16 protein-coding genes are annotated in these 17,476 nt (G+C 67.2%); 13 read left to right on the plus strand and 3 right to left on the minus strand.

What is annotated here, in order from left to right:
* The first annotated feature begins 5 nt into the window (after positions 1–5).
* A complete protein-coding gene (locus tag VAR608DRAFT_RS32980) occupies positions 6–893 on the plus strand; it encodes a LysR substrate-binding domain-containing protein (RefSeq protein WP_088957894.1) in 888 nt (295 codons plus the stop codon).
* Positions 894–926: 33 nt separating this feature from the next.
* Here the strand turns inward: VAR608DRAFT_RS32980 and VAR608DRAFT_RS32985 are convergent, their stop codons facing one another.
* A complete protein-coding gene (locus VAR608DRAFT_RS32985) occupies positions 927–1,838 on the minus strand; it encodes a LysR family transcriptional regulator (protein ID WP_088957895.1) in 912 nt (303 codons plus the stop codon).
* Between the two features lie 96 nt (positions 1,839–1,934).
* On the opposite strand from VAR608DRAFT_RS32985, the gene VAR608DRAFT_RS38340 reads away from it, so the two are divergent.
* The 3 genes from VAR608DRAFT_RS38340 (at position 1,935) to VAR608DRAFT_RS32995 (ending at position 5,938) form a co-directional block, all read left to right on the plus strand.
* Positions 1,935–2,060, plus strand: a complete 126-nt coding sequence (locus VAR608DRAFT_RS38340; protein ID WP_269458510.1) for a c-type cytochrome — start codon at positions 1,935–1,937, stop codon at positions 2,058–2,060.
* Between the two features lie 114 nt (positions 2,061–2,174).
* A complete protein-coding gene (locus VAR608DRAFT_RS32990) occupies positions 2,175–4,328 on the plus strand; it encodes a thiamine pyrophosphate-dependent enzyme (protein WP_088957896.1) in 2,154 nt (717 codons plus the stop codon).
* Between the two features lie 5 nt (positions 4,329–4,333).
* Positions 4,334–5,938: an indolepyruvate oxidoreductase subunit beta family protein gene (locus VAR608DRAFT_RS32995; RefSeq protein WP_088959113.1), complete on the plus strand. Its 1,605-nt coding sequence runs from the start codon at positions 4,334–4,336 to the stop codon at positions 5,936–5,938.
* 181 nt (positions 5,939–6,119) lie between these two features.
* Here the strand turns inward: VAR608DRAFT_RS32995 and ltrA are convergent, their stop codons facing one another.
* The gene (ltrA, locus tag VAR608DRAFT_RS33000; protein WP_231972977.1) at positions 6,120–7,628 is read right to left on the minus strand and encodes a group II intron reverse transcriptase/maturase; all 1,509 of its coding nucleotides are present in this window, start codon (positions 7,626–7,628) and stop codon (positions 6,120–6,122) included.
* Between the two features lie 402 nt (positions 7,629–8,030).
* Between ltrA and VAR608DRAFT_RS33005 the strand changes: the two genes are divergently transcribed.
* From VAR608DRAFT_RS33005 to VAR608DRAFT_RS33020, 4 genes are all read left to right on the plus strand, one after another.
* Positions 8,031–9,077 carry a TRAP transporter substrate-binding protein gene (locus VAR608DRAFT_RS33005; protein WP_088957897.1) on the plus strand — a complete coding sequence of 349 codons (1,047 nt, stop codon included), beginning with the start codon at positions 8,031–8,033 and terminating at the stop codon, positions 9,075–9,077.
* Positions 9,077–9,622 carry a TRAP transporter small permease gene (locus tag VAR608DRAFT_RS33010; RefSeq protein WP_088957898.1) on the plus strand — a complete coding sequence of 182 codons (546 nt, stop codon included), beginning with the start codon at positions 9,077–9,079 and terminating at the stop codon, positions 9,620–9,622. The genes VAR608DRAFT_RS33005 and VAR608DRAFT_RS33010 overlap by 1 nt, the downstream gene beginning before the upstream one ends.
* A 6-nt stretch (positions 9,623–9,628) precedes the next feature.
* A complete protein-coding gene (locus VAR608DRAFT_RS33015; protein ID WP_088957899.1) occupies positions 9,629–10,930 on the plus strand; it encodes a TRAP transporter large permease in 1,302 nt (433 codons plus the stop codon).
* A 295-nt stretch (positions 10,931–11,225) separates the two neighbouring features.
* A complete protein-coding gene (locus tag VAR608DRAFT_RS33020) occupies positions 11,226–11,648 on the plus strand; it encodes an acyl-CoA thioesterase (RefSeq protein WP_088957900.1) in 423 nt (140 codons plus the stop codon).
* On the opposite strand, the gene VAR608DRAFT_RS33025 is transcribed toward VAR608DRAFT_RS33020, so the two are convergent.
* Positions 11,634–12,611: a LysR family transcriptional regulator gene (locus VAR608DRAFT_RS33025; protein WP_088957901.1), complete on the minus strand. Its 978-nt coding sequence runs from the start codon at positions 12,609–12,611 to the stop codon at positions 11,634–11,636. The two genes, VAR608DRAFT_RS33020 and VAR608DRAFT_RS33025, sit on opposite strands and share 15 nt — an antisense overlap.
* A 128-nt stretch (positions 12,612–12,739) precedes the next feature.
* Between VAR608DRAFT_RS33025 and VAR608DRAFT_RS33030 the strand changes: the two genes are divergently transcribed.
* From VAR608DRAFT_RS33030 to VAR608DRAFT_RS33050, 5 genes are all read left to right on the plus strand, one after another.
* Positions 12,740–13,678: a dihydrodipicolinate synthase family protein gene (locus tag VAR608DRAFT_RS33030; protein WP_088957902.1), complete on the plus strand. Its 939-nt coding sequence runs from the start codon at positions 12,740–12,742 to the stop codon at positions 13,676–13,678.
* Positions 13,679–13,744: 66 nt separating this feature from the next.
* Positions 13,745–14,710: a Bug family tripartite tricarboxylate transporter substrate binding protein gene (locus VAR608DRAFT_RS33035; protein WP_088957903.1), complete on the plus strand. Its 966-nt coding sequence runs from the start codon at positions 13,745–13,747 to the stop codon at positions 14,708–14,710.
* Positions 14,700–15,398 carry an SDR family NAD(P)-dependent oxidoreductase gene (locus VAR608DRAFT_RS33040; RefSeq protein ID WP_088957904.1) on the plus strand — a complete coding sequence of 233 codons (699 nt, stop codon included), beginning with the start codon at positions 14,700–14,702 and terminating at the stop codon, positions 15,396–15,398. The genes VAR608DRAFT_RS33035 and VAR608DRAFT_RS33040 overlap by 11 nt, the downstream gene beginning before the upstream one ends.
* A 37-nt stretch (positions 15,399–15,435) precedes the next feature.
* Positions 15,436–16,602: a mandelate racemase/muconate lactonizing enzyme family protein gene (locus VAR608DRAFT_RS33045; protein WP_088957905.1), complete on the plus strand. Its 1,167-nt coding sequence runs from the start codon at positions 15,436–15,438 to the stop codon at positions 16,600–16,602.
* Positions 16,603–16,732: 130 nt separating this feature from the next.
* Positions 16,733–17,473: a protein-L-isoaspartate(D-aspartate) O-methyltransferase gene (locus VAR608DRAFT_RS33050; protein ID WP_231973049.1), complete on the plus strand. Its 741-nt coding sequence runs from the start codon at positions 16,733–16,735 to the stop codon at positions 17,471–17,473.
* Positions 17,474–17,476 lie beyond the last annotated feature (3 nt).

Consider the following 17,476-nt stretch of genomic DNA (forward strand, 5'->3'; position numbering starts at 1 on the left):
ATCAAATGGACAGGCTTTCCTCGATGCGGGTCTTCGTGAGGACGGTCGACCTGGGCTCGATCTCTGCTGCTGCGGGCGAACTTGCGTTGTCGTCGCAACTGGCCGGCAAACAGATCCGAGCGCTTGAAGAGTCCCTCGGCGTGAAACTCCTGAACCGAACCACCCGACGCCAGAGCCTGACTGACGAAGGGCGACTCTTCTACGAAAGAGCCACGAACATCCTCGCCGAGATGGAGGCGGCACAGGCGCAGATCGATGAGTCACGGTCACTGCCCAGGGGGCGCCTGCGCATCAGCGCTCCCATCACGTTCGGCAGTCGGGCCCTTGCTCCGCGGCTGGCCCGGTTCATGAAGGAGTACCCCGAAGTGACGGTGGAGTTGAGTCTCACCAATCGAACCGTCGACCTGGTCGACGAGGGCTTCGACGTCGTGTTTCGGACCGGCGACCTTCCAGACAGCGGTTTGATCGCGAGACGATTGGCCCCGCATCGATTGGTCCTGTGCGCAGCTCCGGACTACCTGAAAAAGTCGGGTGTGCCCCGCACTCCGGAAGACCTCCAGCGGCACGAGTGTCTCGTGTTCGCGCACACCTCGATGCGCACCCAATGGTCGTTCAACGGACCCAAGGGGTCGGTCACCATACCGATCAATGGCAGGTTCTCGACGGACAGCGGTGAAGCTCTCCGCGCGGCAGCCATAGCGGGCCTGGGCGTCATCCTTCAACCTTCGGAGCTGCTGGCCGAAGACATTCAGGCGGGCCGCCTGACCAGACTCCTCGCGAAGTACGAGCCCAGTCCCCGCCCCCTGCATGCGCTCTACGCCCCCGACCGTCGAATGACGCCAAAACTGCGCAGCTTCCTCGACTTCGCGGCCAAGGAGTTCGGCTCTCGCTGAGGTAGGCCCTGGGTGCTTCGCGCGGCGCAGACCTCAGCGCTCGACGAAGAGCGCCTTGATCACCTCGCGCAGCCAGCTGTTCGCCGGGTCGGACTCGAAGCGCTTGCTCCAGTGCAGCGACACCGTGAAGTCGCGCAGCGGAAAGGCCGGCTCGACGATCGCGTAGCCGCCTTCCGCGGCGAAGCCGCGCGCGATGTTGCGGGGCATCACCACCGCGAGATCGGTCGCGCGGACGATGGCCGGCAGCACCATGAAGTGCTCGGTCGTGAGCCGCACGCGGTCTTCGAGGTTCAGCAGTTGAAGAATGCGGATGGTCTCGGCATGCGTGCGCACCGCCACGTATTCGAGCCGGCGCAGCGTCTCGAGCATGGCCTGCCCGGTGCGCCGCGCCCGCGCGAAAGGATGGCCCTTGCGCAGCAGCACGATGTAGCGATCCTTCAGCAGCATGACGCGCTGGGTGTCGCGCACCTTGGGCAGGAAGCCGAAGGCGAAGTCGATGCGGCCGCTGTCCAGCGCGGGTGCGATTTCTTCGGGCGCGAGCGGCATCGTCTCCAGCCGCACGCCCGGGGCGAGTTCGCCGAGCCGCGTCATGAGCGCGGGCAGGAAGCGGCCTTCGCCGATGTCGCTCATGTGGATGCGGAAGGTCTTGCGCGATTCGCCCGGCTCGAAGCGGTCGGGCTCGTTGAGCGCGTCCTCCAGCGTGCCCAGCGCCGACTGCACCGCCTGCGCAAGGCGCTCGGCGCGCGGGGTCGGCGCGACGCCGCCGGGGGCGCGGATGAAAAGCGCGTCCTTCAGCAGCAGGCGCAGCCGCCCGAGCCCATGGCTGGCCGCCGGCTGGGTGAGGCCGAGCGACTCCGCCGCCTTGCTCACGCTGCGCGCGCGATAGATGGCGTCGAAGAGCCGCAGCAGGTTCAGGTCGATCGCGTCGATATGCATGCCATTCATATTGCTTAGCTCGATCATTTTATTGAAGGTCCGTGCCGGTCCCCGCACACTCGCGGATGGCCTCGAGCCAACCCACAAGAAAAGGACTACCTGCAGATGACCCTGCGCGAATTCCGCTCCGGCAAGCGCCCCGGCGACACGATGGCGATGGTCGATGCGGTCAATGGAATCCCGCCCGAGGACCTCGACACCCTCGCCTACGACATCTCTCGCCTGAAGTAAGCCCATCCCCGGCCTCGTCCACTTCGGGGGCGCACCTGGCGGCCCGGCAAAGCCGGTTCCGCGGGTGCCCTGGAAGAGCGCCAGCGCGATGCACATCGTTATGGAGTAAGACAGTTGGAAGTTTCGTTCAGCAAGGAAATCGAAGCCTTGCGCCTCGGCGCCGGCGACACCTTTCACGGCGAGGGCATCCTCGCGATCACCAAGGGGCTGCTGCAGTCGGGCGTGGCCTACGTCGGCGGCTACCAGGGCGCGCCGGTCTCGCACCTGCTCGACGTCATGGTGCAGGCCAAGCCCTACATGGACGAGCTCGGCGTGCACGTCGAAGCCTGTTCCAACGAGGCCTCGGCGGCGGCGATGCTCGGCGCCTCGATCCACTACCCGCTGCGCGGCGCGGTGACCTGGAAGTCGATCGTCGGCACCAACGTGGCGGCCGATGCGCTGTCCAATCTCTCGTCGCCCGGCGTGCGCGGCGGCGTGCTGATCGTGGTCGGCGAGGACTACGGCGAAGGCGCCTCGGTGATCCAGGAGCGCACCCATGCCTATGCGCTCAAGTCGAGCATGTGCCTGCTCGATCCGCGGCCCGACCTGGGCGTGATGGTGAACATGGTCGAGCACGGCTTCCGGCTCTCGGAGCACTCGAACATGCCCTGCATGATGGAGCTGCGCATCCGCACCTGCCACGTGCGCGGCAGCTTCGAATGCGGGGACAACCTGCCGCCGCCGGTCTCGACGCGCGCCTTGATCGAGGAGCCCGCGGGCTTCGACTACATGCGGCTCGCGCATCCGCCGGTCACCTTCCGCCATGAAAAGCTCAAGGGCGAAGAAAGACTGCCCGCGGCGCGGCGCTACATCGCCGAGAACGAGCTCAACGAACTGATGCCGGGCAAGCACGCCGATCTCGGCATCGTGGTGCAGGGCGGGCTCTACAACGCGCTCGTTCGCAGCCTGCAGCAACTCGGGCTCGCCGACGCCTTCGGGGCGACGGACATTCCGCTGCTGGTGCTCAACGTCACCTATCCACTGGTGCCGGAGGAGGTCGCGGACTTCTGCGCCGGCAAGCGCGCGGTGCTGGTGGTCGAGGAAGGCCAGCCCGAATACATCGAACAGGAGATCGCCACCCTGCTGCGCCGCCGCGACATCCAGACCGCGCTGCACGGCTGCGACATGCTGCCGCCCGCGGGCGAGCTTGGCGTCGAAGCGCTTGCGGGCGGACTCGCGACATTCGTGCAGCGCCATCTGCCGGGCCATGCACAGGACTCGGCGCAGGGCTGGCTCGCCGGCAACCGCGATCGCCGCGCAGCCGTGGCCGCCAAGCTCGAAACGCCGCTGCCCAACCGGCCGCCGAGCTTCTGCATCGGCTGCCCCGAGCGGCCGGTCTTCGCGGCCCTCAAGCTCGCGCAGCAGGACAGCGGCCCGGTGCACATCGCCGCCGACATCGGCTGCCACGCCTTCGGCACCTTCGAGCCGTTCTCGATGGGGCACTCGATCCTCGGCTACGGCATGAGCCTCGCGAGCCGCGCGGGCGTCTCTCCGGTGATGCAACGGCGCGTGCTGTCGATCATGGGCGACGGCGGCTTCTGGCACAACGGGCTGCTGACCGGCGTGCAGAGCGCGCTCTTCAACGGCGACGACGCGGTGCTGATGATCTTCAAGAACGGCTACACCTCGGCCACCGGCACGCAGGACATCATCTCCACGCCCGACGACGAGGTGAAGGCGCGGGCCGTCGACAAGCAGCAAAGCCTTGTCGACAAGAACCAGACCATCGAATCCACGCTCAAGGGCCTGGGCGTGCAGTGGCTGCGCACCGTCCATACCTACGACGTGGAGAAGATGCGCAAGACCCTCAACGAGGCCTTCACGAGCAGCTTCGACGGCCTGAAGGTGATCATCGCGGAGGGCGAATGCCAGCTCGAGCGCCAGCGCCGCATCAAGCCATGGATCGCGAGCCTGCTGCGCCAGGGCAAGCGCGTGGTGCGCGTGAAGTACGGCGTCGACGAGGACGTGTGCAACGGCGACCATGCCTGCATCCGGCTGTCGGGCTGCCCGACCTTGACGATCAAGGACAACCCCGATCCGCTGAAGGTGGACCCGGTGGCGGTGGTGATCGACGGCTGCGTGGGCTGCGGCCTCTGCGGCGCCAACGCGCACGCGGCCACGCTGTGCCCGAGCTTCTACCGCGCCGAAGTGGTGCAGAACCCCAAATGGCATGAAAGGCTGCTGCACAGCCTGCGCGGCGCCGTCGTTCGCGTTCTTCAGCCTGCATGACGACCATGAATCGAGCCCAACCCATCACCCTCCTCATCTGCGCGCTCGGCGGCGAAGGCGGCGGCGTCCTGACCGAATGGCTGGTCGATGTCGCCCGGCATGCCGGCTACGCGGCGCAGAGCACCTCGATCCCCGGCGTCGCGCAGCGCACCGGCGCGACCACCTACTACGTCGAAGTCTTCCCGGTGCCGCTGGCCGAGCTCGGCGGGCGGCGGCCGGTGTTCAGCCTGAGCCCGGTGCCGGGCGCGCTCGATGCGATCGTGTCCTCGGAGCTGCTCGAAACCGCGCGCCAGATCGGCAACGGCATGAGCACGCCAGAGCGCACGCTGGTCATCAGCTCTTCGAGCCGCACGCTGACCACGGCCGAACGCATGCCGCTCGGCGACGGGCGCGCGGATGCAGAGCGGCTGCTCGACGTGGTCAAGGCCTTCAGCCGCGAGCATCACGTGTTCGACATGGGCGCCGCTGCGCGCGATGCCGGCACGGTCGTGAGCGCGGTGATGCTCGGCGCGATCGCCGGCAGCGGGCTCTTCCCCTTCCCGCGCGAAGCGTACGAACAGGTGGTGCGCGGCAGCGGCGACAAGCTCAGCAAGATGGCCGAGGCCAGCCTGCGTGGCTTCGCGAAGGCCTTCGATGCCGTGAACGCGCCGCGCCAGCAGGCCGCGATGGTGACCGGCCTGCTCGCGACATCGAAGGATGAAACGCCCGCGGCGTCCGCGCTGCCGCAGACGGTCGCCAGCCAGTTTCCGCCTGCAGTGCACCCGATGCTCGCACTCGGCCACGCGCGCGTGCTCGACTACCAGGATGCGGACTATGCGCAGCTCTACGTGGACCGGCTCCAGAAGGTGCTCGCCGCCGAGCGCGGCGCCGACCCGTCCGGCGCCCGGGGCTTCGCCGTCACGCGCGAGACGGTGCGCTGGCTCGCGCTGTGGATGGCCTTCGACGACATCGTGCGCGTCGCCGAACTCAAGAGCCGCGCGAGCCGCGCGCGGCGCGTGCGCGACGAGGTCAAGGCCGGCGAGGACGACATCGTGAAGGTCTACGACCACTTCAAGCCCGGCGCTCCCGAATTCGCCGCGCTGCTGCCGCCGTCCCTTGCCGATCGCGTGACGGCGTGGGACCGCCGACGCTCCACGCCATGGGCGCTGCCGCTCAAGGTCGGCAGCCATTCGGTGGTCGGCATGGCGTCGCTGCGGCTGCTCGCGTCGCTGCGATGGCTGCGCCGGCGCGGGCAGCGCTTCGCGCAGGAACAGGCATTGATCGACCGCTGGCTCGATGCCGTCGTCAAGGGCACGGAGACGCACTGGCGCCTGGGCCACGAGATCGCGCTGTGCGGCCGGCTCATCAAGGGCTACGGCAGCACCAACGAACGCGGCAAGCACAACCTGCTGCACGTCATCGACCATCTCGCGATCGCCTCCCCGCAGGGCCACACGCCGGTCGCGCGCGCCGATGCGATTGCCGCCGCGCGCGAAGCCGCACTCGCGGACGAAGCCGGCACCGCGCTGGATGCCACCCTGGTGCGCCACGGCGCACCGCCGCGCCCCGTCAAGGAGCAGCCGATCCGCTGGATGAAGCGCGCGCCGAACTCGGCGACGCATGCGCGTTGACTCTCAAGGTAAACGCCGATTTACGACCCCGCTGATTCTTATAAAAAATAACTGAATTGCGCACTGCACAAACACGACAACACGTGCGCGCCACCCCCCATCGACGATTCAACAACACCCCCGAGTCAGAGTAGGAATGTCAGTCACCCAACACCCCCTCCACAGATCCGTACGTGCGGAGCTACCGCATACGGCTCCTGCCTTGGGTCATGACGATCAGACGCTGGTTCGGGTAGGGGTGGCAGATGTTCGGGACAGGCAGCCAGCGCGCCATCAAGCGATACATGCGTCGCCAAGGCAGGTCGTGGCTCTGGCTGCGGCGGCACAGCGTGCGATGCCACAGCCCGACGACCTGATGGCGGAATGTCCTCAGCCGCGCGCCGTTGCACGGCACGCCGAAGTAGCGCGCATGCCCAGTCACCACCGCCCGCAGGTACTGGCCCTGCTCCGGGATGGGTTGGTGCATGCGCCTTCTGAGTTCGAGCTTGATCACCTGCAGCTTGGCTCGCAGGCGTTTGGCACTGGTGAGTCGCAGGACCATGAACTTGCCCTTTCGGGTCGTCCCGCAGCAATGCGTGAACCCCAGGAAGTCGAAGGTCTGCGGCTTGCCTTGTCCCTTGCGGCGTCGGTTCTCGTGGGCGAAGCGCCCGAACTCGATCAGCCGCGTCTTCTCGGGATGCAGCTTCAACCCGAACTGGCCCAGCCGCTCGGCCACCGCGCGCTGGAAGCGCTCGGCGTCATCACGGAACTGGAACCCCGCAACCCAATCGTCGGCGTAGCGCACGACGATCACGTCACCCCGGGCATGGCGCCCCCTCCACTGCTTCACCCACAGGTCCAACGCATAGTGCAGGTAGATGTTGGCCAGCAGCGGACTGATGCTCCCGCCCTGAACCGTCCCCAACTCACCTTGCGTGAGCCTGCCGTCCTCCAGCACGCCCGCGTGCAGCCATTTCTTGATCAGCCGCACCACGCGCGTGTCAGCCACGCGATGTTCGATGAACTTCACCAGCCAGTCCCTTTCGATCGTGTCGAAGAACTTGGCGATGTCCGCATCGAGTATCCAGTTCACCTTCCTTGCGCCCACACCCACCGCCACGGCATCCAGCGCGTTGTGCGCGCTGCGCCCGGGCCTGAAGCCGTAGCTGAACCCGAGGAAGTCCTGCTCGTAGATGGCGTTCAACACTTCGACCGTGGCACGCTGGACGAGCTTGTCCTCCAGCGCCGGCACGCCCAGCGGGCGCTTGCTGCCGTCGGCCTTGTCGATGTACACCCTCTTCACAGGCTGGGGCCGGTAGCCCCCTCGGGCCAGCCGCTCGGACAACTCCAGGAGATTGCCCTCCAGGTCCTGTCCGTACGTCTGCCAGGTCTGGCCGTCCACCCCGGCGGCCGCGTCGCGCTTGAGCGCGAGGTAAGCCGCCCGCAGGCGTTCGACCGCGTAGATGTGATGCAGCAGTCCCGTGAACTTCGCATCACGACGGCCCTTTGCCGTCTGTCGTATGCCATCGAGCGCGGTTCCCATGTCATAGACCCGCACCGATCTGCGGGACATGCGCGCCGCGATGGCATTTCCCTTGGCCTGCCGCCTTCCCTCCACCACCTCCGCCGCCGCAGGAGCTTCCCCCGCAGCCTTGTTCGGCAGCTTCTTCGGTACTACGCAGCAGTCCGACTTCCCGCGCCTGTGGCTCATCGTCGTACGCCCTTGGGCTTCACGATGCGCTCTGCAGCCAGCGCTTCCCAGCGCTGCGCAGAAGGACGCGGGATCTCCCGGTTCCCGAACAAAGTGCTTGCGTGCGTGCTCGGGGTCTTTGACCGCGCGGGGTCCGCCTCTGCCTCGCCAATGCGGCAGCGACGGTGTGACCTTCGGCATTCTCCTACTGCCTCGGCACCCCGGACCACCCGCAGCTGTCGCCACGGGGCATGTATTACGCGGCTCGATACCCGGCCCGCTCGTCCCCCTATCAACGCTTCGCCCACACCCTCGCGGATGTGCACGCATGACTCGGGGCCGCCGTAGCTGGCTAAGCCTTCAACGTATGAAACTTTCATTCACAACACTTTGCCGGTTTTGACCGGCGCACAGGAGACACCCATGTCGACACCCCGCTTCACGCCCTCGGTCGCCACGCGCGCCGTCCTCGCGCTTTCGGCGGCGCTGGCCCTGGCCGGCGCACCCGCGCAGGCGCAGGACAAACCCGTCCAGCTCAAGATGTCGAGTTGGGTGCCGGCGCAGCATCCGCTGAACCCCTCGCTGCAGGCCTGGGCCGATGACATCAAGAAGGCGTCGAACGGCACCATCACCGCGGTGCTGTTCCCCTCGGAGCAGCTCGGCAAGGCTTTCGACCACTACGACATGGCGCGCGACGGCATCGCCGATTTCGCCTACATCAACCCGGGCTACCAGCCGGGCCGTTTCCCGATCATGGCGGGCGCCTCGCTGCCCTTCCTGTTCTCCAACGGCAAGAGCGGCACGGCCGCGATCGACGCCTGGTACCGGCAATACGCCGCCACCGAGATGAAGGACGTGAAGGTCTGCTTCGCCTTCGTGCACGACCCCGGCACCTTCCACGGGCGCAAGAAGATCACGCTCCCGACCGACCTCAAGGGCATGAAGATCCGCCCGGCGACCAGCACCATCGGCCAGATGGTCACTGCACTCGGCGGCACCAACGTGCAGGCCTCGGCGCCCGAATCGCGCGACATGCTGGAGCGCGGCGTGGCCGACGCGATCACCTTCCCGTGGGGTTCGATCGGCCTCTTCGGCATCGACAAGGTGGTGAGCTACCACATGGATGCGCCACTGTACGTCACGCCCTTCGTCTGGGCGATGAACAAGGGCAAGTACGACAGCATGTCGGCCGCGCAGAAGAAGGTCATCGACGACCACTGCACCAGCGAGTGGGCCGAGAAGGTCGCCACGCCGTGGGCTGATTTCGAGTACGGCGGCCGCGCGAAGATCGCCGCGCAAGCCGGCCATGAGGTCTACAAGCTCACGCCCGAGCAGCTCGAAGCATGGCGCAAGGCCACGGCACCGGTCGAAGCCCAGTGGGGCGAGAGCGTGAAGAAGGTCGGCCAGGATCCCAAGGCCGTACTGGATTCGCTCAAGGCCAGCCTCGCCAAGTACAACTCGGCGCTGTGATGGCGGCTGGAAGCGACAAGGCCCCGAGAAGAATCGGGGCGGCCGGCGACCGTTTCATCAATGCGATCGAATGGCTCGCCGCCTTGTTCGTGGGGATCGTCGCGCTCAACATCTTCCTTGCGGTGGTGCTGCGCAAGTTCTTCGACGCCTCGATCCCGGATTCATACGACTTCGGCCGGATGCTGCTGGGCATCCTGATCTTCTGGGGCATCGCGGCCACCAGCTACCGGGGCGGCCACATCACGGTCGACCTCGTGTGGACCGCCGCGAGCCCGCGCATGAAGCGCTGGATCGACGTCTTCGCCACCGTGGTGCTGCTGTTCGTGGTGACGGTGCAGACCGCCACGCTGTTCGACAAGGTGCGCGGCACCTACGTCGACCATGTGCTGACCTACGACATGAACATCCCGACCTGGCCCTTCTACGCGGTGGCCTGGCTCGGCGACGTTTCCGCCGTGCTGCTGATCGCGATCCGCACCTGGCGCCTGATCTTCCACCCTGAACTTCTTCATGACGAGACGCCTGAAATGAAGGCTGATGAGTAGGCAAGCATGAGCACTGATGCAATCGCCATCCTGGGCTTCTTCGTTCTCTTTGCATTGATGCTCCTGCGCGTGCCGGTCGGCATGGCGATGGGGCTGGTCGGCGTCACCGGCTACGCATCGATCGTCGGCATCGGCCCGGCGCTCAAGCTGGTCGGACAGACATCGATGCGCACCGTGACCGACTACACCTTCGGCGTGATCCCGATGTTCATGCTGATGGGCGCGCTGGTCTCGGTGTCGGGCGTGAGCCGCGAGCTGTTCAAGGCCGCGAACTCGCTGATCGGCCACCTGCGCGGCGGCCTCGGCGTGGCCACGGTGCTGGCCTGCGGCGGCTTCGCGGCGATCTGCGGATCGTCGGTCGCCACCGCGGCCACGTTCTCGGCGGTGGCCTATCCGGAGATGCGGCGCTTCGACTACCCGCAGTCGTTCTCCACCGGCGTGATCGCCGCGGGCGGCACGCTGGGCGCGATCCTGCCGCCGTCGACGGTGCTCGCGGTCTACGCGATCCTCACGCAGCAGGACATCGGCAAGCTGTTCATGGCGGGCATCGTGCCCGGCATCCTCGCGATGACCATGTACGTGCTGACCATCATGGTGATCGTCAAGACGCGTCCCGGCTGGCTGCCGGGCGGGGAGGTCAAGCCGTGGTCGGAGCGCATCGCCGACCTGAAGAACGTGTGGGCGCCGCTGGTGCTCTTCATCTTCGTGATCGGCGGGCTCTACGGCGGCTTCTTCACGCCGACCGAAGCCGGCGGCGTCGGCGCGAGCGGCGCCTTCATCCTCGGCGTGCTGCGGCGCAAGCTCGACGGCCCGAAGATCCGCGAGGCGCTGCTGTCGGCCACGCGCACCGCGGCGGCGGTGTTCACGGTGCTGATCGGCGCCCTGCTCTTCGGCTACTTCCTGACGATCACGCAGAGCCCGCAGAAGCTCACCGAGTTCCTCACCGGCCTGGGCATCGGCCGCTACGGCGTGCTCGCGCTCATCATGCTGATGTACCTCGTGCTCGGCTGCCTGATGGACGCGATGGCGATGATCATCCTCACCGTGCCGATCATCTACCCGGTCATCGTGCACCTGGGCTTCGACCCGATCTGGTTCGGCGTGATCATCGTGATGACGGTGGAACTCGGCCTGATCCATCCGCCCGTGGGCATGAACGTTTTCGTGATCAAGAGCGTGGTGAAGGACGTGAGCTTCACGACGATCTTCAAGGGCGTGCTGCCGTTCATCCTGACGGACATCCTGCGGCTGATCATTCTTATCGCGTTTCCGATCATTGCCTTGTGGCTGCCCACCAGAATGGGGTGATGTTCGACGGGTCGGGGCGGGATCACGCCGACGGTGTGCTCTGCTCCGCTCATGTCCCCCGGCCTGCGGCCTCCTCCTTTACTTCGCTGCGCAGAGCACACCATCGTCGCGATCCGGCACGGCGGTGGTCGATCGGCTGGCATAACGCGGCGCTTCCCATGGCGAGGGCATCGGGTGGTCCCCGCAGCGAAATAAAGGAGGAGCCCGAAGGGCGGGGGACATTCGCGGAGGGGACCACCCGGTGGCCTCGCCACGCCCCCGACCGCCCCTCTGCGAATTTCAACTTCACACCGACATGAGCATCGAAGTCACCTACACAGTACGCGTCGAATTCGGCGACTGCGACCCGGCCGGCATCGTCTGGTTTCCCAACTTCTTCCGCTGGATCGACGCCGCGTCGCGCCACTTCTTCGCCGAACGCGGCGTGCCGCGCTGGGAAGAGACGGCGCAGACGATGGGCGTCATCGGCACGCCGCTGGTCGACACGCACACGCGCTTCGTCAAGAGCGCGAGCTATGGCGAGACACTGAATGTCGCGGTCACGATTCCCGAGTGGCGCGAGAAGAGCTTCGTGCAGCGCTACCGCGTGATGCGCGGCGACGACCTGATCCTCGAATGCGAAGAGGTTCGCATCTTCGCGGCCAGGCGCGAAGGTGGCGGCATCCGCGCGGTGCCGATCCCGGCGGAAATCCGCAAGCTCTGCTCAGCGCCCGCCTGAGCCTGGCGGGCGCTCCTGCACGAGCGTCCACAGTGCCTCGGCCGCCGGCGCCAGTTCCGCACGCTGGCGATAGAGCCTGATCTCGACAGGCACGTTCCAGTCGGCCGACGCGGCCGCAACCAGCGCGCCATGCTTCAACTCGGCCGCGATCAGGCTCTTCGGGAGCCAGGCCACGCCGCGCCCTTCGAGCGCCATCGTCTTCAGCAGGACCGCATGGTGCGCGGTGAACACGATCTCCACGCCCTGCGATAGCGTCGAGACGCTGTCGTCGCCGAACACCTGGCGCATCCGTGCACGCATGATGCGGCCGAGCCCCGAGGGTTCGCTGTAGGCGAGTACCGGGACGGGTGCGTCCGCCTTCGCGGCGTTCGCGACCTCCAGCGAATGCATCGCAGCACCGCCCGCGGCGCGCGGCGCGGACACCGGCAGCAGCACATCGTCCGACAGGCGCAGCATCGGAAACTCCGCCTCGTCGAGCCGCCCCGGCACCTCCGGGTGCCCATGGCACAGCACGAACTGCACGCGGCGCTGCAGCGCGAGGTCCTCGCAGGCGTGGAAGCTGTCCGAGATGGTCTGGATCGGCCCGAGCCGCAACTGCGACTCCAGCCCGCCCAGCCATTGCGGAAAGAAGGTGAGCGACAGCACATGCGTGGCTGCGAAGAGCAGGCTGGCCGCCGCCTGGTCGTGCGCGGCCCGCGCCTTGATGCGCGCCGATTCCAGTCGGGCCAGCGTGTCCTCCAGCAAGGGCAGGAAGCGCCGCCCCGCCGCCGTCAGCGCGGCCGGATGCGCGCTGCGGTCGAACAGGTCGACGCCGACCCACTCCTCCAGCGCGCGGATGTGGCGGCTGAACGCCGGCTGCGCGATGTTCCGCGCCTGCGCCGCGCGGGAGAAGTTGCCGCTTTCGGCCAGCGCCAGGAAGTCCTCCAGCCATTCCAGATCCAGCGGTCGGTTCCCCGGGCCCATGCGATGCGTCCTTTCTTCCTGTTTCTCCGCGGAGATAGTTGTATGCGAATCGGGTATTGGACCGCATGCGCCCACGGGCGGGAAGATTCGCCCCATCGACACCCCATCACTCACCAGGAGACGACTGCATGCCTTCGATCGCGAACTACAAGGGGATCATCCCCGCCATTTCGTGCCCCTTCACCCGTGACCACAGGGTCGACGAGCCCGCGCTGCGCAAGCTGGCTTCGTGGCTCGCCGGTCATGATGGCGTGGTCGCGGTCATGACCAACGGCCACACCGGCGAGGTGTTCGCGCTGACGCCCGCGGAGCGTGCCGAAGTCACCCGCATCGTCGCCGACGAGCTCAAGGGCCGCCTGCCGGTGATCTCTTCCATCGTCTGCGAAGGTCTGGCCGATGCCGCCGAACACGCCCGCGCCGCCAAGGCTGCCGGCGCGGTGGCGCTCGACGTCATGCCGCCCCATCACTGGCTGCGCTTCGGCTTCACGCCGGGCCACGCACTGCAGTATTTCGAGGCGATCCACAAGGCGGCGCCCGAGCTCGATCTCGTGTGCCACGTCTACCCGGCGTGGACCCGCGCCTCGTACTCCTCGAAGCTGCTGGCCGATCTGGCCCGGCTGCCCTACGTGCAGGCCTTCAAGGTGGGCCAGCGCGACATGAACAAGTACGCCCGCGACATCCAGGCGATCCGCGAGGCCAATGCGTCCAAGGCGATCCTGACCTGCCATGACGAGTACCTGCTGGCCTCGATGGTGCAGGGCGTGGACGGCGCGCTGGTCGGCTTCGCCACCTTCATCCCGCAACTCATCATCGACCTCTGGAACGCGGTGAAGGCCGGCGACCTCAAGCGCGCGATGGAAGTGCAGGCGGTCATCACGCCGCTCAAGGATGCGGTCTACGGCGGCGGCGAGCCCACGGGCGAGGCCCACGCGCGCATGAAGGGCGGCATGTACCTGGCCGGCGTGCTCGACGACGCGACGGTGCGCCCGCCCACCGAGGCGCCCAACGCCGAGGAAGTGGAAGCCCTGCGCGCCGCCGTGAAGCGCGCGGGCCTGCTCAAGCGCTGATTCCGCCCACCGGAGCCGGTGCGGGTCCGGCCGGCTCTGCCGAACCAAAGATCCAGGAGACAAGACATGCGACGCAAGCACTTCATCCGCGCCGCGCTGGGCGCCCTCGCCCTCGCGGCGACCGCCAGCGGCTTTGCCCAGGCGTATCCGAGCAAGCCCGTGAAGGTCGTGATCCCGTTTCCGCCGGGCGGCACGCTCGATTTCGTGGGCCGCCTGCTGGCGCAGAAGCTCGCGGACCAGATGGGCCAGCCCTTCGTGGTCGAGAACCGCGCCGGCGGCAATGGCGTGATCGGCGGCGACGTGGTGGCCAAGGCGCCGGCCGACGGCTACACGCTGCTGTTCAATGCCTCGACCTTCACGACGGCGCCGATGACCATGAAGTCGGTGCCCTACAACGTGAACCGCGACTTCGCGCCCGTGGCGCTGGTGGCCAAGGCGCCGCTGTCGGTGGCGATCAACAAGAAGCTGCCGATCACCGACATCAAGTCGCTCATCGCATATGCGAAGGAGCATCCGGGCAAGATGACCTTCGCGGTCGGATCGGTCGGCTCGGCCGGGCATCTGTCCACCGAACTGCTCAAGCGCGCGGGCAACATCGACTACCTGATCGTGCCCTACAAGGGCACGGCGCCGGCCTTCCAGGACCTGATCGGCGGGCAGATCGACGGCTTCATCGATCCCATCCTCGGATCGCTGCAGTACCACAAGAGCGGCATGCTGCGCGTGGTCGCGGTGACCTCGGCGCAACGCGCATCCAGCCTGCCCGATGTGCCGACGGTGGCGGAAACCATCCCGGGCTTCGAGTTCTACAGCTGGTACGGCCTCTGGGCGCCGGCCAAGACGCCGCCCGAGATCGTCAAGCGGCTCAATGCCGAAGTGAACAAGGCGCTGGCCGGCGACATGAAGGACAAGCTCAAGGAACAGGGCCTGCTGCTATCGCCCGGCAGCGCGGAGGATTTCGCGAAATTCCAGGGCAGCGACATGGAGCGCTCGCAAAAGATCGTGAGCGAGGGGAACATCCATGTCGAATGAACTGCGGCACGTCGCGGTCACCGGCAGCAGCAGCGGCATCGGCCGCGCGATCGCCGAGGCGCTGCTGGCCGCGGGCTGGCGCGTCAGCGGGCTGGATGTCGCCAAGTCGCAGATCTCGCATGCGGCCTTCAGGCCCATCGAGGTGGACCTTTCGAGCGGCGAAGCCATCGCCGCCGCGGCTACCGACCTGCAGGACGCCGACGCACTCGTTCATGCAGCCGGCGTGCTGCGCGTCGGGCCGCTCGGCCAGCTCGACCACGCGGGCGGCAAACTGATGTGGCGCCTGCATGTGGATGCCGCCGCGCGCATCGCCGATGCGATCGTGCCCGCGATGGCGCGGCGGCGAAACGGCCGCGTGGTCTTCATCGGCAGTCGTGTCGCGCAGGGCATGCCGGGCCGCGGCCAGTACGCGGCCACCAAGGCGGCACTCATCGCCATGGCGCGAAGCTGGGCGGCCGAAGTCGCCGACCAGGGCGTGACCGTGAACGTCGTCTCGCCCGCCGCCACGGCCACCGGCATGCTGGCCGATCCCGCGCGGGCCGCCAGCGCGCCGCGCCTGCCGCCGATCGGCAGGTTGATCGAGCCGGCCGAGATCGCCGCCCTCGTCGCCTACCTGCTGTCGCCCTCCGCCGCCGCCATCACCGGCCAGGACATCGCCATCTGCGGCGGCTCATCGCTATCGCGCTGAACCCTGCCTCTTCACTTCCTCCATCGAATCACACATCATGAAGATCGTCGACATCATCGAATCCACCCGCCCGATCAAATCGGACATCCGCAACGCCTATATCGACTTCTCGAAGATGACCCTGAGCCTCGTCGCCGTGGTCACCGACGTGGTCCGCGACGGCAAGCCGGTGATCGGCTACGGCTTCAACTCGAACGGGCGCTACGGGCAAGGCGGACTGATCCGCGACCGCTTCCGCCCGCGCCTCATCGAAGCCGATCCGGCCACGCTGGTCGACGAGACCGGCGAGAACCTCGATCCGCACAGGATCTGGGCGCGCATGATGATCAACGAGAAGCCCGGCGGCCATGGCGAGCGCTCGGTGGCCGTCGGCACCATCGACATGGCCGTGTGGGACGCGGTCGCCAAGATCGCGGGCAAGCCGCTCTTCCAGCTGCTGGCCGAACGCTACGGCAACGGCAAGGCCAACCCCCGCGTCTTCGTCTACGCGGCGGGCGGCTACTACTACCCCGGCAAGGGCCTCGACGGGCTGCGGCAGGAAATGGAAAGCTACCTCGCGCGCGGCTATTCGGTGGTCAAGATGAAGATCGGCGGCGCCACCTTGGCCGAGGACTGCGAGCGCATCGAGTCGGTACTCAGGATCCTCGGCCCCGGCCAGCAACTGGCCGTGGACGCGAACGGCCGCTTCGACCTGAAGACCGCCGTCGACTATGCCAAGGCGCTGTCGCAGTACCCGCTCTTCTGGTACGAGGAAGCGGGCGACCCGCTCGACTACGAACTGCAGGCGAAGCTCTCGGAGGTCTATGCGGGCCCGATGGCGACCGGCGAGAACCTGTTCTCGATGCAGGACGCGCGCAACCTGATCCGCCATGGCGGCATGCGCCCCGACCGCGACTGGCTGCAGTTCGACTGTGCGCTGAGCTACGGCCTCGTCGAATACCTGCGCACGCTGGACATGCTGAAGGAATACGGCTGGTCGCCGAGCCGCTGCATTCCGCACGGCGGCCACCAGATGTCGCTGGCCATTGCGGCCGGACTCGGGCTCGGCGGCAACGAGAGCTACCCCGATCTCTTCCAACCGTATGGCGGCTTCCCCGATGGCGTTCGGGTGGACAACGGCTACGTCAACCTGCCGGCGCTGCCGGGGATCGGCTTCGAAGGCAAGGCGGATCTGTACGCGGAGATGAAGGCACTCGGCGCCTGAAGCGCAGCCGCCCCACCGCTCCCCCGGTGTGGGCTTTGGCGCGCGCGCCGGACCGGCGCCCTGCACTTGTCCATGATCCCTTCATCTCCGCTGCACGTGACGAACGAGTACCCGTCGTCGAACCGAAGCAATGGCCGTCTCCATCCTCCATGGCGTCGTGATCACCGCGCTCGTTTCGACCCTCGTGGGGGCACGGATCGCGGCGGCAGACGAATTCGCGTCCGAACGCCGGCAGATGATGCAGGAAGTCATGGCCATTGCGCACGAGACCGGGTCCATGACCGGCCGGCGAAGCTTCGACGACCAGGTGGTCGCCGCCATGGGCCGGATTCCACGGCATGCCTTCGTTCCGGCCGACCAGGTGCCTTCGGCCTATCGCAACCGCCCGCTGCCGATCGGCTACGGCCAGACCATTTCGCAGCCCTACATCGTGGCGCTGATGACCGACCTCGCCAAAGTGGCGCCGGGCGACACGGTGCTCGAGGTGGGCACCGGTTCGGGCTATCAGGCGGCGCTGATGTCGGTGCTGGCCCGCGCGGTCTATAGCATCGAGATCATCGAGCCGCTGGGATTGCAGGCGCAACAGCGCCTCAAGGCCATGGGGTACGACAACGTCGAGGTCCGGCTGGGTGACGGCTACGACGGGTGGGAGGAACACGCGCCGTACGACGCCATCCTCGTCACCGCGGCAGCCAGCCACATTCCGCCGCCGCTGGTCCGGCAGCTCAAGGTGGGCGGCAGGATGGTGATTCCGGTGGGCGCGGCCTTCATGGTCCAGCAGCTGATGCTGGTCGAGAAGAATCCCGACGGAACGATCAAGACCCGACAGATCCTGCCGGTGGCCTTCGTCCCGCTCACCGGCAAGCGCTGAGGG

The sequence above is a fragment of the Variovorax sp. HW608 genome (assembly GCF_900090195.1).
Classification (GTDB): Bacteria; Pseudomonadota; Gammaproteobacteria; order Burkholderiales; family Burkholderiaceae_C; genus Variovorax.

What these genes read in the sequence shown, in the direction of transcription:
- VAR608DRAFT_RS33045 (WP_088957905.1), top strand. Translation starts at nt 15,436, where the DNA reads ATGAAGATCGTCGACATCATCGAATCCACCCGCCCGATCAAATCGGAC.
- VAR608DRAFT_RS33035 (WP_088957903.1), top strand. Translation starts at nt 13,745, where the DNA reads ATGCGACGCAAGCACTTCATCCGCGCCGCGCTGGGCGCCCTCGCCCTC.
- VAR608DRAFT_RS33005 (WP_088957897.1), top strand. Translation starts at nt 8,031, where the DNA reads ATGTCGACACCCCGCTTCACGCCCTCGGTCGCCACGCGCGCCGTCCTC.
- VAR608DRAFT_RS33030 (WP_088957902.1), top strand. Translation starts at nt 12,740, where the DNA reads ATGCCTTCGATCGCGAACTACAAGGGGATCATCCCCGCCATTTCGTGC.
- VAR608DRAFT_RS33020 (WP_088957900.1), top strand. Translation starts at nt 11,226, where the DNA reads ATGAGCATCGAAGTCACCTACACAGTACGCGTCGAATTCGGCGACTGC.
- VAR608DRAFT_RS33025 (WP_088957901.1), bottom strand. Translation starts at nt 12,611, where the DNA reads ATGGGCCCGGGGAACCGACCGCTGGATCTGGAATGGCTGGAGGACTTC.
- VAR608DRAFT_RS33040 (WP_088957904.1), top strand. Translation starts at nt 14,700, where the DNA reads ATGTCGAATGAACTGCGGCACGTCGCGGTCACCGGCAGCAGCAGCGGC.
- VAR608DRAFT_RS32985 (WP_088957895.1), bottom strand. Translation starts at nt 1,838, where the DNA reads ATGAATGGCATGCATATCGACGCGATCGACCTGAACCTGCTGCGGCTC.
- VAR608DRAFT_RS38340 (WP_269458510.1), top strand. Translation starts at nt 1,935, where the DNA reads ATGACCCTGCGCGAATTCCGCTCCGGCAAGCGCCCCGGCGACACGATG.
- ltrA (WP_231972977.1), bottom strand. Translation starts at nt 7,628, where the DNA reads ATGAGCCACAGGCGCGGGAAGTCGGACTGCTGCGTAGTACCGAAGAAG.
- VAR608DRAFT_RS33050 (WP_231973049.1), top strand. Translation starts at nt 16,733, where the DNA reads ATGGCCGTCTCCATCCTCCATGGCGTCGTGATCACCGCGCTCGTTTCG.
- VAR608DRAFT_RS32980 (WP_088957894.1), top strand. Translation starts at nt 6, where the DNA reads ATGGACAGGCTTTCCTCGATGCGGGTCTTCGTGAGGACGGTCGACCTG.
- VAR608DRAFT_RS32995 (WP_088959113.1), top strand. Translation starts at nt 4,334, where the DNA reads ATGAATCGAGCCCAACCCATCACCCTCCTCATCTGCGCGCTCGGCGGC.
- VAR608DRAFT_RS33015 (WP_088957899.1), top strand. Translation starts at nt 9,629, where the DNA reads ATGAGCACTGATGCAATCGCCATCCTGGGCTTCTTCGTTCTCTTTGCA.
- VAR608DRAFT_RS33010 (WP_088957898.1), top strand. Translation starts at nt 9,077, where the DNA reads ATGGCGGCTGGAAGCGACAAGGCCCCGAGAAGAATCGGGGCGGCCGGC.